Raw genomic sequence first — 12,923 nt, forward strand, 5'->3', positions numbered from 1 at the left:
CTTTTGGTGCGATACGTCCAATTCGGCACAACGGCGCCGAGGGCGGTCGCCCCTGCGCGAAGATGGCACCCATGAAGCCCATCATCACCGCATCCGAATACCTGAGCGAGTCGGCGGGTCCGCGCCCGCCGGTGCTCCTGGACATCCGCTGGCAGCTCGGCGGACCGAACGGTCGCGCCGACTACGAGGCCGGGCACATCCCGGGCGCGGTGTTCGTCGACCTCGACTCCGAGCTCGCGGGCCCGGCGGCCGGCGGCGGCCGTCATCCTCTGCCGGACCCGGACGCCTTCGGTGCCGTCATGCGGCGGGCGGGGGTCAGCGAGGAAAGCCCGGTCGTGGTCTACGACGGCGGCCAGGGCTGGGCGGCGGCCCGTGCGTGGTGGCTGCTGCGCTGGACCGGACACACCGACGTCCGGGTCCTGGACGGCGGCCTCGCCGCATGGACGGGTGAGCTCACCACCGGCATCCCGGAGCCCGCCGAGGGCGACTTCCGGCCCCGGCCGGGCGCGCTCGGCCTCCTCGACGCGGACGCGGCCGCGGAACTGGCCCGCTCCGGTCTGCTGCTCGACGCACGGGCCGCGGAGCGCTACCGCGGAGACGTGGAACCGATCGACCGTGTCGGCGGCCACATCCCCGGCGCGGTCTCGGCACCGACCACCGAGAACGTCGGCGAGGACGGGCGCTTCCTGGCCGCCGGAACTCTCGCCTCCCGCTTCTCCGCTCTGGGGGCCGACGGCGACACACAAGTCGGCGTCTACTGCGGCTCGGGCGTCTCGGGCGCCCATGAGGTACTGGCGCTGGAGCTCGCCGGACACCGGGCCGCCCTGTACGCCGGGTCCTGGTCGGAGTGGTCCTCGGACGAGTCCCGCCCCGTCGCCACCGGTCCGGACCCCGCCTGACACGACCGGGATCCGGACGGAGCGAGGGCCCGCACGCCGCTGCGTACGGGCCCTCCTCATGCCACGGTCACCCGGGCCGGTGCTCAGTCCTGCTTCTTCCGGCGTGTGCCGAAGACGATCTCGTCCCAGCTCGGCACCGCCGCCCGGCGGCCCGGACGCACGCCGTCCGCCTCGGCCTGGCGGTCCGTCGTCCCGGTCAGCCTGTCGCGGTGGCCGGCCACCGCGCGGGGCATCAGCACATCGGCGTAGGCGGATCCCGCGCCGGCGGACGCCGCCGCGGCCGGGGGCTCGTCGGCCTCCGGCTCCTCCTGCTGCGCCGGCTCGAGGGCCGGCGGCTCGGGCTGCGAAGGCCGCTCCGGGACGACCATGTCGCCACGGAAGCTCGGCACCGCCTCCAGGAGGCTGGTCAGCGAGTCGCGCTCGCCAGCGGACACACCGCTGACGCGCTCCTCCGGCTCCGGCGCGGGGGGAGCGGGACGCTCGATCTGCCGGTCCAGCGCACGGTCCAGCGGCCGGTCGCGCGGCAGCCGCGCGATCCGGGGTACGAACGGGAAGCTCGGCTCCGGAGCCGCGACGTCGTCGGTCTCGCCGATCAGCGAGCGCGCCTCCTCGTCCACGGCCTGCACGAGCCGCCGCGGCGGGTCGTACGTCCAGCTCGCGGAGTGCGGTTCGCCCGCGACGCGGTAGACCAGGAGGACCTCCCAGGTGCCGTCGTCGCGGCGCCAGGAATCCCACTGGACGGTCTCCCTGTCGGCTCCGCGCAGCAGCAACCGCTCCTGCACCGCCTCGCCGAGCTGGGGCCCGGTGTTCTCGCCGGGACGGCGCACAGGAGTCTTCCGGGCGCGCTCGGCCATGAACGCGCGCTCCGCGAGCACAGGGCCCTCGAAGCGGCGTACCCGGTCCACCGGAATGCCGGCGAACTGGGCGACCTCCTCGGCGGAGGCGCCGGCGCGTATGCGCGCCTGGATGTCGCGCGGGCGGAGATGGCTCTCCACCTCGATCTCGATCTGGCCGAGCCGGGCGCGGTCATTGCGCACGGCGGCACGCAGCCGCTCATCGATCGGAAGCGTGTACTCCGTGCTGTCCGCAGCCTTGAGCACCAGTCGTGTGCCGTCGTTTGAGACGGCCACGACACGCAGTTCGGGCATGGGAACCTCCCGGGTGGTGCCTGCCGACGTCACGTGCGTCGCTGCTTCCGCTAGTCGAGTGTGACCTGCCCGGGTTCAGCCTGCCACAACCTTGCCAAGTTACCCGGCGTGTCGGGCCTTGGCCCTGGAACGCCACGATGGCACGGTTACCTGTTTACGACGTGGAGTGACCTTTTGGTCGCTCCACGTAGCAGGCGCCCGTGCGATGCCGCGGCGCCGCCGGTTCGGGTGCCGTCCTTCGGCCCCCTCCCGTAGGTTCCGGATACCCGTGTGGGAGTCCGGCCCCAGGGCTCGCCACAGTACTCCATTCGGGCCATGCGGGTGGACCGGCGCGCCGCCGAAGTTCTCACCGGGTACGGGAGTTGGGTTACCCGGATGTCTGCGGTATGCCCTCAATGCGTGTGCTGCTTCACAAAATCTCCAGAATCGGAACTATTTGATTCGCTCAAATGTCCCTTCCTGGTGCAAGGTGGGGTAGTTGTCGAGCAGGGGCTGATCATGGTTCAGAAGCCGCAGAGCGGTGCGGAAGGCAAGGAAAGGCGCATAGATCTGAGCCTCCCGCAGGTTGCGGGCAGTGCCGTCGCGGCGGTCGCGGCGGCGGTGATGGCCTCACAGCTCGGCGTGTACGGGACCATCGCCGGCGCCGGTGTGATGAGCGTAGTGGCCACCTGCGGAGGCTCGGTCTTCCAGCACTTCTTCCGCCGCACCGGCGAACAGATCCGTGAAGTCACCGTCCAGGTGAAGCACCCTGCGGGCCGTCAGGTGACCGTGCACACGCGGGAGACGCTGCCCGGCCCGCAGCGGCCGGAGGACGACGCGACGCGGGTCCTGCGCACGGTGGAGCCCGACGCGGACCGCACCACGGTGCTGCGACAGGTCCGGCCGGGGGAGGCCGGCCCCGGCGGCACGTATTCCAGGGGACAGGTCCACGGCGATCCGTCCCCGGGCGGCCCGCACCCCGGCGGCGCGCTCACGGACGACTCGTACTCCGACGCCCGTACGCACGGCACCCGCGTCCGCGGCTGGAAGCGTTCGGCCCTCGCGGCCACGGGGGTCTTCGTCCTGTCGATGGCGGGCATCACCGTGTACGAAATGGTCTCCGGGCACGACCTGGGAGGCAACGGACGGACCACCATCGGCACCGTCGTGAGCGGCGAGCGCCACGGGGGGACCACCTCGCCCTCCCCCTCGCCCTCGGACGGCACGGGCCAGGACGACGAGGGGGACCAGGGGGACGACGGGAACGTGCCCGGGGGCGGGAGCTCGACCTCGCCCGGCACCGGCCAGGGCGACGGCGGGAGCGCGCAGCCGGACCCCTCGGGCAGCGGCGGTCCGGCCACCGACCCCGCCCCCACGCCCTCGGCGTCCGGCGGGGCCACCACTCCGGAGGCCACCACCCCGGCGGAACCGGGCGACGCCGGCACCACACCGGCCGCACCCGACCCGACCGGGGCCGACGAGGCCCCGGACCAGCAGGGCGGGGACACGGCAGGAAGCGGCACGGACCGGTGAACCGGCCCCCGGACGCGCGAACCGCCCCCGCTCAGTCCCCGAGCACGCGACGCAGGTAGTCGTTGGCGAACAGCCGGTCCGGGTCGAGGCGGTCGCGTACGGCGGTGAACTCGCCGAACCGCGGATAGCTCCCGGCCAGGTAGCCGGCGTCCCGGGTGTGGATCTTGCCCCAGTGCGGGCGGCCGTCGTACCCCGTCATGATCCGCTCGACGGCGGTGAAGTACGCCTGGTACGGCGTGCCCCGGTACAGATGCACCGCGATGTACGCGCTCTCCCGGCCCGAGGCCGTGGAGAGCGCGATGTCGTCCGAGGGCGCCGTGCGGACCTCCACCGGGAAGCTGATCCGCAGCGGTGAGCGCTCCACCATCGCCTTGAGCTCACGCAACGCCTCGACCGCCGCCTCGCGCGGCACGGCGTACTCCATCTCGACGAAGCGCACCCGCCTCGGGCTGGTGAACACCTTGTACGGGATGTCGGTGTACGTACGGGCGGACAGGGCGCGGCTGGAGAGCCTGGCGATGGAGGGGATGGCTCCGGGGACCACCCGGCCCAGCGAACACGCCACCTGGAAGATGCCGTTGGAGAGGAGCTCGTCCTCGATCCAGCCGCTCACCCGCCCGGGCGGAGCGGTGGGGCCCGCGCTCCGGTTGTTGCGCTTGGTGTTGCAGTTTCCGGTGTGGGGGAACCAGTAGAACTCGAAGTGCTCGTTCTCCGCGACGAGCTGATCGAAATCGGCCGTGACCCGGTCGAAGGTCATCGGCTCCTCGCGGGCCGTCAACAGGAAGACCGGCTCCACCGCGAACGTGACCGCGGTGATCACGCCGAGCGCCCCGAGCCCGATCCGGGCCGCCGCGAACACGTCCGGCTGCTCGTCGGCAGAGCAGCGCAGCACCGTGCCGTCGGCCGTGACCAGCTCCAGCGCGCGGATCTGCGCGGACACCGACGCCGAGTCGCGACCGGTGCCGTGGGTGCCGGTCGAGATGGCCCCGGCGACCGTCTGCTCCATGATGTCGCCCATGTTGGTGAGGGAGAGCCCCTCCCGGGCGAGCGCGGCGTTGAGGCGCTTCAGCGGTGTACCCGCCTCGACCGTCACGGTCATCGCCCGGCGGTCGACGCCGCGGATGCCCGTGAGCAGGTCCGGACGTATGAGGACGCCCTCGGTGGCGGCGGTCGCGGTGAACGAATGACCGGTACCGACCGGTTTGACCGTCAGGCCCTCCTCGGACGCCCTGCGGAGCACGTCGGCGAGCTCGCCCACGGAGGCGGGGGACTCGACGCGCGCGGGCCGGGCGGTGACGTTGCCCGCCCAGTTACGCCACGTGTTCGCCGTCCGTGCGTAGGTGTCGGTCATCTTCCCCGCGCCCTCCCCTAGGAACCGGCTCCGCGAGCCGGCGATACCCCAGGAACGCCACCGCGGCCGCGAGCGCTCCCGCCACGGCGGGTACCGCGTACCCCGCCCCGGCCCCGGAGGCGTCGACCACCCAGCCGGCGGCGGAGGAGCCGAGTGCCACTCCGACGGCGAGTCCGGTGCTGGTCCAGGTCATGCCCTCGGTCAGCTGGGTGCGCGGTACGTGCTGTTCGACGAGGGCCATCGTGGTGACCATCGTCGGTGCGATGGCGAGGCCCGCGACAAAGAGCGCCACGGCCAGGAACGGCAGGCTCCCGGCCAGTTGGAGGGGGATCATACTCACGGCCATCGCGCACACCCCCAGCAGCCACCGGGTGGACGGCTTCCCCCGCAGGTGCACCAGGCCGAAGACGGCACCGGCGAGGCAGGACCCCAGGGCGTAGACGGCGAGCACGAGGCTGGCCGCCGCCTTGTGGCCGCGCTCCTCGGCGAAGGCCACGGTCACCACGTCGACCGCTCCGAAGATCGCCCCGGTGGCGACGAAGGCGGCCACCAGCACCTGGAGCCCGGGCGAGCGGAGGGCCGAGCCGCCCGTGTGGTCCTCCTTCGGGTGCGGCCGGGGTTCGGTGGCCCGCTGGGCCGTCAGCCAGAAGACGCCGGTCACGAGGAACACACCCGCGACCAGGGGGCCCGCCTCCGGGAACCACGCGGTGGACAGACCGATGGAGACGATGGGCCCGAAGATGAAGCACACCTCGTCGACGATCGACTCCCAGGAGTACGCCGTGTGCAGCTGACGGCCGGAGCCCCGGTAGATCTCCGCCCACCGGGCCCGGACCATCGAGCCCATGCTGGGCACGCAGCCCGCGCCGGCCGCGAAGACGAAGAGGGTCCAGTCCGGCAGCCGCTGCTGGGCGCAGACCAGGAGCCCCGCGACCGCCGCCGCCGCGACCAGGGTGACCGGGCGCAGCACCCGCCCCTGCCCGTACCGGTCGACCAGCCGGGAGACCTGCGGGCCCATCACGGCCGCCGCCATGGCGAGCGTGGCGGAGAGCGCTCCGGCCAGCCCGTAGCGGCCGGTCATCTGGGACACCATCGTCACGACGCCGATGCCCATCATGGCCAGCGGCATCCGGCCGAGGAATCCCGCCGCCGAGAACCGCAGGGTCCCGGGGGCGGCGAAGATGGCGCGGTAGGGGCTGGGCAAGGGACGCTCCGGGAAAGCCTGTCAGGTGTATGGGTGGCCGATACAGCTTACGGGCGCGGCGGACCCGCCGACGGCGGGTGCCGCACTGTCGGAGGCGGGTGGCAGGATCGGGTGCATGTCCGATCTGCGCGGTCCCGCTCCTTACGACGCCCTGCTGCTGCTCTCCTTCGGTGGTCCCGAAGGCCCCGACGACGTGGTCCCGTTCCTGGCGAACGTGACGCGCGGCCGGGGCATCCCCGAAGAACGGCTCAAAGAGGTCGGCAAGCACTATTTCCTCTTCGGCGGCGTGAGCCCGATCAACGCCCAGAACAGGGCGCTGCTGGACGCACTGCGCAAGGACTTCGCGGAGCACGGGCTCGAGATCCCGGTGTACTGGGGCAACCGCAACTGGGCCCCGTACCTCACCGACACCCTGCGGGAGATGATCACGGACGGCCACCGCCGGATCGCCGTGCTCGCCACCAGCGCCTACGCCTCGTACTCCGGCTGCCGTCAGTACCGCGAGAATCTGGCCGAGTCGCTGTCCACGCTGGAGGCGGAAGGGCTCCCGGTGCCCCGGGTGGACAAGCTCCGGCACTACTTCGACCACCCCGGGTTCGTGCGGCCCATGGTGGACGGCGTGCTGGCATCGCTGGCCGACCTCCCCGAGGACGTCAGGGCGGGGGCGCACCTCGCGTTCAGCACCCACTCCATCCCCGTGGCGGCGGCCGACACCTCCGGGCCGGTGGAGACCCACGGCGACGGGGGCTCCTATGTGGCCGAGCACCTGGAGGTCGCCCGGCTGATCACCGAGGCCGTGCGGGAGGAGACCGGCGTCGAACACCCGTGGCAGCTCGTCTACCAGTCGCGCAGCGGCGCCCCGCACATCCCGTGGCTGGAGCCCGACATCTGCGACCACCTGGAGACGCTCCACGGCGACGGCGTCCCGGCGGTCGTCATGGCCCCCATCGGCTTCGTGTCGGACCACATGGAAGTGCTGTACGACCTCGACACGGAGGCCACCGCCAAGGCCGCCGAGCTCGGACTGCCCGTGCGCCGTTCCGCGACGGTGGGCGCGGACCCCAGGTTCGCCGCCGCCGTGCGTGAGCTCCTCCTGGAGCGCGCCGCCGCCGAGCAGGACCGCCCGGTCACGCCGTGCGCCCTGGGGGCGCTCGGCCCCTCCCACGACCTGTGTCCGGTCGGCTGCTGCCCGGCCAGGGCCCCCAAGCCGGCCGCCGCGGGCGCCGACAGCCCGTTCTAGCCGCCGTCCGCATCCCCTGCCGGGCGGGCGCCGACAGGCCCGCCCGGCCCGCGAACCACCTCTGGAGCGTTGTGACCGACCCCCTCCTGTCCGAACTGCTCGACCTCGCCCTGGAGGCGGCCCGCCGGGCGGGCGCGCTCCTGCGTGACGGCCGCCCCGCCGACCTCGGGGTGGCCGCGACGAAGTCCAGCCCGATCGACGTCGTCACCGAGATGGACATCCGGGCGGAGAAGCTGATCACCGGCTACCTCTCCGAGCACCGCCCCGCCGACGGCTTCCTCGGCGAGGAGGGCGCCAGCGCCGAGGGCACCAGCGGCATCCGTTGGGTCATCGACCCGCTCGACGGCACGGTGAACTACCTCTACGGACTTCCGACCTGGTCCGTCTCCATCGCGGCCGAGCGGGACGGCGAACGGGTCGTCGGCGTCGTGGAGGCCCCGATGCGGCGAGAGACGTTCCACGCGGTGCTCGGCCGCGGCGCGTACGGGAACGGCGACGCGCTGCGCTGCCGTCCCACGGCCCCCTTCGACCAGGCGCTGGTGTCGACCGGCTTCAACTACGTCACCGAGGTCCGCACCCATCAGGCCGCCGTGGCCCAGCAGCTCATCCCGCGACTGCGTGACATCCGCCGTGGCGGATCCGCTGCCGTCGACCTGTGCGACGTGGCCGCCGGCCGGCTCGACGGCTACTACGAGCGCGGACTGCACCCCTGGGACGTCGCGGCGGGCGATCTCATCGCCCGGGAGGCGGGTGCCCTCACCGGGGGACGGCCGGGCAGGCCGGCCGACGGAGACCTGACGGTCGCGGCGACCCCCGGCGTCTTCGAGCCGCTGCAGGCGCTCCTGGAGGAACTGGGCGCCTGGCACGACTGACGTACACCCTCCCTGAGCCCGTCGCGGCCCCCAGGGAGGGTGCCGGAACGAGAGAGGGCCCCGGAGAGCCATCACGGCTCCCGGGGCCCTCTCGTGGCGGCTCAGACGCTTGTGGCGCCGATTTCCACTCCGTGCTCGGCGGCGAGGCGGTGCAGGTCGTCGAGCTCTCCCTGCTCGACATCCGCGAGGAAGTCGTCGCCCGTCTCGCGAGCCCTCGTGAGGTCGGACTCGGTGGTCTTGATTCGTTGCAGCAGACCTGCGGTGAAAGCGTCCATGAAGCGCCCCCTCGTCGTGGGTCGGTGGCACGGGGGTGTGCCCGGTGGTCCTCCGGCCCGTGGGCCGGAGTGCGGGTGATCACGCAGTCCCTCTGGAAGCAGGACGGGCTGTGGTACGCCACATGCAGGGCGTGATCGCGGGTGTGAGAGCGTCCTCCCCGCCGCCCGCCCGCGAGAAACCTCAACTGTCGTGGAAATCCGCTCAATTCCCTGGAGCGGCGGACCGGACCGCGCCGTCTTACCGCCGGTTTATGCGCGTTGCGGGCAGGATGGACGCGCACAGTCGGTGCCGCTGACGTGCTGCGAGCGGCCGGAACGAGGGCCACTCGCCGTTTTTCGAAGATCTAGGGAAGGACTGCGCCGTGCGCGTACTCGTCGTCGAGGACGAGCAGCTGCTCGCCGATGCGGTGGCCACCGGACTGCGCCGGGAGGCCATGGCCGTCGACGTCGTCTACGACGGAGCGGCGGCCCTCGAGCGCGTCGGGGTGAACGACTACGACGTCGTCGTGCTGGACCGGGACCTTCCGGTGGTGCACGGGGACGACGTCTGCCGCAAGATCGTCGAACTCGGCATGCCCACCCGGGTGCTCATGCTCACCGCCTCCGGCGACGTCAGCGACCGGGTCGAAGGCCTGGAACTGGGGGCGGACGACTACCTGCCCAAGCCCTTCGCCTTCAGCGAGCTGACGGCGCGGGTGCGCGCCCTGGGGCGCCGCACCACGGTCGCGCTGCCGCCCGTGCTGGAGCGGGCCGGCATCAAGCTCGACCCCAACCGCCGCGAGGTCTTCCGGGACGAGCAGGAGATCCAGCTCGCCCCGAAGGAGTTCGCAGTCCTGGAGGTCCTGATGCGCAGCGAGGGCGCGGTCGTCTCGGCCGAGCAGCTGCTGGAGAAGGCGTGGGACGAGAACACCGACCCGTTCACCAACGTGGTGCGGGTGACGGTCATGACCCTGCGCCGCAAGCTCGGCGAGCCGCCCGTCATCGTCACCGTTCCCGGCTCCGGATACCGGATCTGAGGGCGTGATGGCAGCTTCCCCGGCCCCCATGAAGGCACCCCCGAAGCCGACCTGGGAACCCAAGGCGCAGGAGTCCCCGTACCCCTGGCTGCGGCCGACCATCCGGATACGGCTCACGCTGCTGTACGGCGGCATGTTCCTGATCGCGGGCATCCTCCTGCTGTCGATCATCTACATGCTGGCGGCGCAGGCGCTGCACGACGCGGGCGGCCCGGCCTTCCAGGTCTCCGGCACGAACGTCCAGATCTCCAGTGACACCTGTCCGCAGCTCGGCTCCGCGCAGAACAACGGCCAGCTCAACGAGGCGATCAAGAACTGCACCGCGGCGCAGCGCCAGCACGCCCTCGACTCCCTGCTGAACAGGGCGCTGCTGGCCCTCGTCGGTCTCAGCATCATCGCCTTCGCCTTCGGCTACGCCATGGCGGGCCGCGTCCTGTCCCCGCTGGGCCGGATCACCCGCACCGCCCGCCGGGTGGCGGGCACGGATCTTTCCCGCCGGATCGAGCTGGACGGCCCCGACGACGAGCTGAAGGAGCTCGCGGACACCTTCGACGAGATGCTGGACCGTCTGGAGCGGGCCTTCACCGCCCAGCAGCGGTTCGTGGGGAACGCCTCGCACGAGCTGCGTACGCCCCTCGCGATCAACCGCACGCTCCTGGAGGTCCATCTCTCCGATCCGGAGGCCTCACCGGAGCTCCATCAGCTGGGCAAGACGCTCCTGGCCACCAACGAGCGCAGCGAACAGCTGGTCGAAGGGCTGCTGCTGCTCGCCCGCAGCGACAACCAGATCGTCGAACGCAAGCCCGTGGACCTGGCCGAGGTCGCCGACCGTGCCATCGACCAGACCAGGGGCGAGGCGGCGGCCAAGGGGGTCGAGGTGCGCGGAGAGCGGGCCCAGGCCGTCGTCCAGGGCAACGGGGTACTCCTGGAGCGGATCGCGCTGAACCTCGTGCAGAACGCCGTGCGCTACAACGTGGCGGAGGGCGGCTGGGTGGAGGCCACCACCGAGCTCCGGCACGGACAGGCGCTCCTGACCGTCTCGAACACCGGGCCCGTGGTGCCCGCCTACGAGATCGACAACCTCTTCGAGCCGTTCAGGCGGCTGCGCACGGAGCGCACGGGCAGCGACAAGGGGGTCGGGCTCGGCCTGTCGATCGCGCGATCCGTCGCGCGGGCGCACGGAGGCCGTATCATCGCGGAGCCCCGCGAGGGCGGCGGTCTCGTGATGCGCGTCACCCTGCCTGTCTGAGAGGGTTCACGGTGTGAAGCCGCATTGGATCACTCTGTTCGCTTTGGGCGGAATTTTCGAAACCGGTTTCCGTTCTGTCCTTGTGTGATCGATCACAGGGGCACATTCCGGTCCCTCCACTCTCCGTGATCACAACTCTGTCCGAAAGCCTGGAAACGTCCGGGTTTCCGGGGGTCGATATCACGGGAAGTACACGGGGTGGCGCCCGTGAACCGCAGCAATCGGACCGTGTACGGTCCCCATCGCCACCCAAGCTGATCGCTCACGAGGGATCCGGTTGGGTGTCGATTGAGTAACAGACCTTGATGTGAGGCAAAATCTCCGCCTCAGGTCGGGCACAAGTCCGGCCTCTCACGCGTTACGTGCGCTGAGACACCGCAGACACCCATGAGGGGGAGAGCGACATGGCAACGGATTACGACACCCCACGCAAGACCGACGACGACGTGGACCAGGACAGCCTCGAAGAGCTCAAGGCTCGTCGGAGCGACAAGACGGCGTCCGCCGTCGACGTGGACGAGTTCGACGCGGCAGAGGGACTGGAGCTGCCCGGCGCAGACCTGTCCAACGAAGAACTGGCTGTGCGGGTTCTGCCCAAGCAGGCCGATGAGTTCACCTGCATGAGCTGCTTCCTCGTGCACCACCGGAGTCAGCTGGCGCGCGAGAAGAACGGCCAGCCCATCTGCCGCGACTGCGACTGAGGCAGGCCGGCCGTGGCAGGCGACACACCGTTCCGGAAGCGGCGCTTGCGGCGCACGAAGTCGTCGGAGGCACATCAGGGCGGCACAGGCCCGGCAGAGGGCGAGAGCCCCACTGCCGAGCACCAGGCCGCCCTGCCTGCCTCTCCCGGCACAGCACCTGACGACGAGCGGGGCCGTCCGGCCTCGCTCGAAGCGGTAAGGGCGACGGATCCGTCACCCGAGCCCGGGCAGGACGGACCGGCAGAGTCCCCGAAGGGCTCCGGCCGCCTGCACACACTGAAACGAGGCGTACGCAAGAGCAGGGAGAGCGCCGCGGCGGCGGTCGGCATGGTGGCCGACCGCATCATCGACACGGCTCCCCGTGTCCCCGTGCGGGACCTGACCACCCTGCGCAAGCAGTTCCCGGGGCTCGGCCCGGAACAGCTCGCCGACAAGCTCGTCGCGGGCGCCTGCAACGCCACCGCGACCGTCGGCGCGGGCATCGGGGCGGCGGCGATGATGCCCGTACCCCCCGCCATGCTCGCCGAACTGGCAGCCGAGATCACCGGAGTGGCCGCCGTCGAGATGAAGCTGGTCGCCGAGCTCCACGAGGTCTACGGCCGGCGCCCGCCGGGCAACCTCGGCCAGCGCAGCACCGCGTATCTGACGTCCTGGACGGAAGAGCGCGGCATCGACGTCTCACGCCCCACCACGCTCAACGCGGCACTGGGCGGGCAGATGAAGCGCGAGCTCCGCCAGCAGATCATGAAGCGCACCGTGCGCGACCTGCCGAACCTCATCCCGTTCATGATCGGTGCCGCCGTCGGCGCGCTGATGAACCGACGGGACACCAGAAGGCTCGCCGACCGGGTAAGGAACGACCTGCGGCGCGACCAGGTCCCCTGGGACCGTCTCCCGGAGCTCCCCCCGCTGGAACAGCCCGCGGAACCCGCCAAGGAGCTGCCCAAGGGTCTGGACGACCCCGGCCGCTGACCGCTCAGGCGGGTACGGGCGCGAGGGCCGCCACCAGAGCCTGCGGCTCCCGGGTCGACAGATAGAGATACGGCGTCGGGTCGGCCGGATCCGTGACCTTCACCCGCACCGCCGTCGGGACGTAGCTGCGCAGCAGCATGAACGCCCGGGGATCCGCCTTGTACGAGCGCCAGGCGCGCGCCTCGTCCCCGTCCAGCACCTCGGCGTCCCCCAGTGCCTCCAGGGGGATCCGGGCATCGCCGGCGACGAGGGCGCCCGCCACGACCCGGATGCGCGCGGAGCCGTACGAGCTCACGCCCACGCATGCCGCGGCCGCACCGGCGACCAGGCCGCCGAGCATCGGCACGGGACCGAGCGGCAGGAGCATCAGCGCACAGGCGACGCCGATTCCGAAGGCGATGAGCCACCACGAGCGGGGTGCGGCGAGACGTTCGTCGAAGGGAGGTGCGGAAGGCTGCATGAAAGCAAGCTTGGCACGGCGCGA

Annotated in this window: 13 protein-coding genes; 8 read left to right on the top strand and 5 right to left on the bottom strand. The window is 71.7% G+C overall.

Features of this window, described 5'->3' with window-relative positions:
- Positions 1 to 71 precede the first annotated feature (71 nt).
- Positions 72 to 899 (top strand): sulfurtransferase, encoded by an 828-nt coding sequence (locus ACIP63_RS25655; protein ID WP_401519831.1) that lies wholly within the window; start codon positions 72 to 74, stop codon positions 897 to 899.
- 83 nt (positions 900 to 982) lie between these two features.
- Here the strand turns inward: ACIP63_RS25655 and sepH are convergent, their stop codons facing one another.
- Complete coding sequence (gene sepH / locus ACIP63_RS25660; RefSeq protein ID WP_104789620.1) at positions 983 to 2,047, bottom strand: septation protein SepH; 1,065 nt, start codon at positions 2,045 to 2,047, stop codon at positions 983 to 985.
- Positions 2,048 to 2,545: 498 nt separating this feature from the next.
- Between sepH and ACIP63_RS25665 the strand changes: the two genes are divergently transcribed.
- Entirely contained in the window at positions 2,546 to 3,559 is a 1,014-nt protein-coding gene (locus tag ACIP63_RS25665) for a hypothetical protein (RefSeq protein WP_401519834.1), read from the top strand.
- A gap of 31 nt (positions 3,560 to 3,590) precedes the next feature.
- On the opposite strand, the gene ACIP63_RS25670 is transcribed toward ACIP63_RS25665, so the two are convergent.
- Together ACIP63_RS25670 and ACIP63_RS25675 are read right to left on the bottom strand one after the other, a co-directional pair.
- Positions 3,591 to 4,910: a D-arabinono-1,4-lactone oxidase gene (locus tag ACIP63_RS25670; protein WP_401519837.1), complete on the bottom strand. Its 1,320-nt coding sequence runs from the start codon at positions 4,908 to 4,910 to the stop codon at positions 3,591 to 3,593.
- Positions 4,870 to 6,114: an MFS transporter gene (locus tag ACIP63_RS25675; RefSeq protein WP_401519839.1), complete on the bottom strand. Its 1,245-nt coding sequence runs from the start codon at positions 6,112 to 6,114 to the stop codon at positions 4,870 to 4,872. Before ACIP63_RS25675 ends, ACIP63_RS25670 begins: the two co-directional genes overlap by 41 nt.
- 115 nt (positions 6,115 to 6,229) lie before the next feature.
- Here ACIP63_RS25675 and ACIP63_RS25680 point away from each other — a divergent pair, with 115 nt between their 5' ends.
- Both ACIP63_RS25680 and ACIP63_RS25685 read left to right on the top strand, forming a co-directional pair.
- Positions 6,230 to 7,354, top strand: coding sequence for a ferrochelatase (locus ACIP63_RS25680; RefSeq protein WP_401519842.1), 1,125 nt, complete (start codon positions 6,230 to 6,232; stop codon positions 7,352 to 7,354).
- A 71-nt stretch (positions 7,355 to 7,425) separates the two neighbouring features.
- On the top strand, positions 7,426 to 8,226 hold the full coding sequence (locus ACIP63_RS25685; protein ID WP_401519845.1) for an inositol monophosphatase family protein: 801 nt from the start codon (positions 7,426 to 7,428) through the stop codon (positions 8,224 to 8,226).
- 101 nt (positions 8,227 to 8,327) lie between these two features.
- On the opposite strand, the gene ACIP63_RS25690 is transcribed toward ACIP63_RS25685, so the two are convergent.
- Entirely contained in the window at positions 8,328 to 8,501 is a 174-nt protein-coding gene (locus tag ACIP63_RS25690) for a hypothetical protein (protein ID WP_164992724.1), read from the bottom strand.
- A 362-nt stretch (positions 8,502 to 8,863) separates the two neighbouring features.
- On the opposite strand from ACIP63_RS25690, the gene ACIP63_RS25695 reads away from it, so the two are divergent.
- The 4 genes from ACIP63_RS25695 to ACIP63_RS25710 all read left to right on the top strand — a co-directional run bounded on the left by ACIP63_RS25695 (position 8,864) and on the right by ACIP63_RS25710 (position 12,439).
- On the top strand, positions 8,864 to 9,517 hold the full coding sequence (locus tag ACIP63_RS25695) for a response regulator transcription factor (protein ID WP_031089418.1): 654 nt from the start codon (positions 8,864 to 8,866) through the stop codon (positions 9,515 to 9,517).
- Between the two features lie 7 nt (positions 9,518 to 9,524).
- The gene (locus ACIP63_RS25700) at positions 9,525 to 10,766 is read left to right on the top strand and encodes a sensor histidine kinase (protein ID WP_401519848.1); all 1,242 of its coding nucleotides are present in this window, start codon (positions 9,525 to 9,527) and stop codon (positions 10,764 to 10,766) included.
- Positions 10,767 to 11,170: 404 nt separating this feature from the next.
- A complete protein-coding gene (locus tag ACIP63_RS25705) occupies positions 11,171 to 11,467 on the top strand; it encodes a DUF4193 domain-containing protein (RefSeq protein WP_003965732.1) in 297 nt (98 codons plus the stop codon).
- Positions 11,468 to 11,479: 12 nt separating this feature from the next.
- A complete protein-coding gene (locus tag ACIP63_RS25710; RefSeq protein ID WP_401519851.1) occupies positions 11,480 to 12,439 on the top strand; it encodes a hypothetical protein in 960 nt (319 codons plus the stop codon).
- Positions 12,440 to 12,443: 4 nt separating this feature from the next.
- Here the strand turns inward: ACIP63_RS25710 and ACIP63_RS25715 are convergent, their stop codons facing one another.
- Positions 12,444 to 12,899, bottom strand: coding sequence for a DUF3093 domain-containing protein (locus ACIP63_RS25715; protein WP_401519852.1), 456 nt, complete (start codon positions 12,897 to 12,899; stop codon positions 12,444 to 12,446).
- Positions 12,900 to 12,923 lie beyond the last annotated feature (24 nt).

It is taken from the genome of Streptomyces sp. NPDC088746 (assembly GCF_044751065.1).
GTDB lineage: Bacteria > Actinomycetota > Actinomycetes > Streptomycetales > Streptomycetaceae > Streptomyces.

Coding starts and splice junctions, on each gene's coding strand:
- ACIP63_RS25655 (WP_401519831.1), top strand. CDS start 72: ATGAAGCCCATCATCACCGCATCCGAATACCTGAGCGAGTCGGCGGGT.
- sepH (WP_104789620.1), bottom strand. CDS start 2,047: ATGCCCGAACTGCGTGTCGTGGCCGTCTCAAACGACGGCACACGACTG.
- ACIP63_RS25665 (WP_401519834.1), top strand. CDS start 2,546: ATGGTTCAGAAGCCGCAGAGCGGTGCGGAAGGCAAGGAAAGGCGCATA.
- ACIP63_RS25670 (WP_401519837.1), bottom strand. CDS start 4,910: ATGACCGACACCTACGCACGGACGGCGAACACGTGGCGTAACTGGGCG.
- ACIP63_RS25680 (WP_401519842.1), top strand. CDS start 6,230: ATGTCCGATCTGCGCGGTCCCGCTCCTTACGACGCCCTGCTGCTGCTC.
- ACIP63_RS25690 (WP_164992724.1), bottom strand. CDS start 8,501: ATGGACGCTTTCACCGCAGGTCTGCTGCAACGAATCAAGACCACCGAG.
- ACIP63_RS25700 (WP_401519848.1), top strand. CDS start 9,525: ATGGCAGCTTCCCCGGCCCCCATGAAGGCACCCCCGAAGCCGACCTGG.
- ACIP63_RS25705 (WP_003965732.1), top strand. CDS start 11,171: ATGGCAACGGATTACGACACCCCACGCAAGACCGACGACGACGTGGAC.
- ACIP63_RS25715 (WP_401519852.1), bottom strand. CDS start 12,899: ATGCAGCCTTCCGCACCTCCCTTCGACGAACGTCTCGCCGCACCCCGC.